The 215-nt window shown below is 65.6% G+C and carries 1 protein-coding gene; it reads right to left on the bottom strand.

Annotation, left to right across the window (positions count from 1 at the left end):
* Positions 1–65: 65 nt before the first annotated feature.
* Positions 66–197, bottom strand: coding sequence for a thiamine pyrophosphate-dependent enzyme (locus B0W88_RS33395; RefSeq protein WP_255378684.1), 132 nt, complete (start codon positions 195–197; stop codon positions 66–68).
* Positions 198–215: the final 18 nt, after the last annotated feature.

Below are 215 nucleotides of genomic sequence, written 5' to 3'. Positions count from 1 at the left end.
CGCTTTCGTGACCGCGTAGTCGGCCAGGTTGGTCTTGAGCGTGAGCGCCATGGTGTTGTGTCTCCTTAGAGTCGGACTTCGATCAGGCGCGGGCCGGGTTCGCGGTTGGCGTCGGTGAGCGCCTTGTGGAAGCTCTGCGCGTCTTCCACCGCGATGCCGGGGACGCCCATGCTGCGGGCCATGGCGATCCAGTCGATGCGGGGCTTGTCGATGTC

The organism is Pelomonas sp. KK5 (assembly GCF_001984095.1).
Classification (GTDB): Bacteria; Pseudomonadota; Gammaproteobacteria; order Burkholderiales; family Burkholderiaceae_C; genus KK5.
The sequence above is the reverse complement of the archived record's forward strand: the minus strand, read 5'-3'. Positions and strand labels throughout refer to the sequence as shown.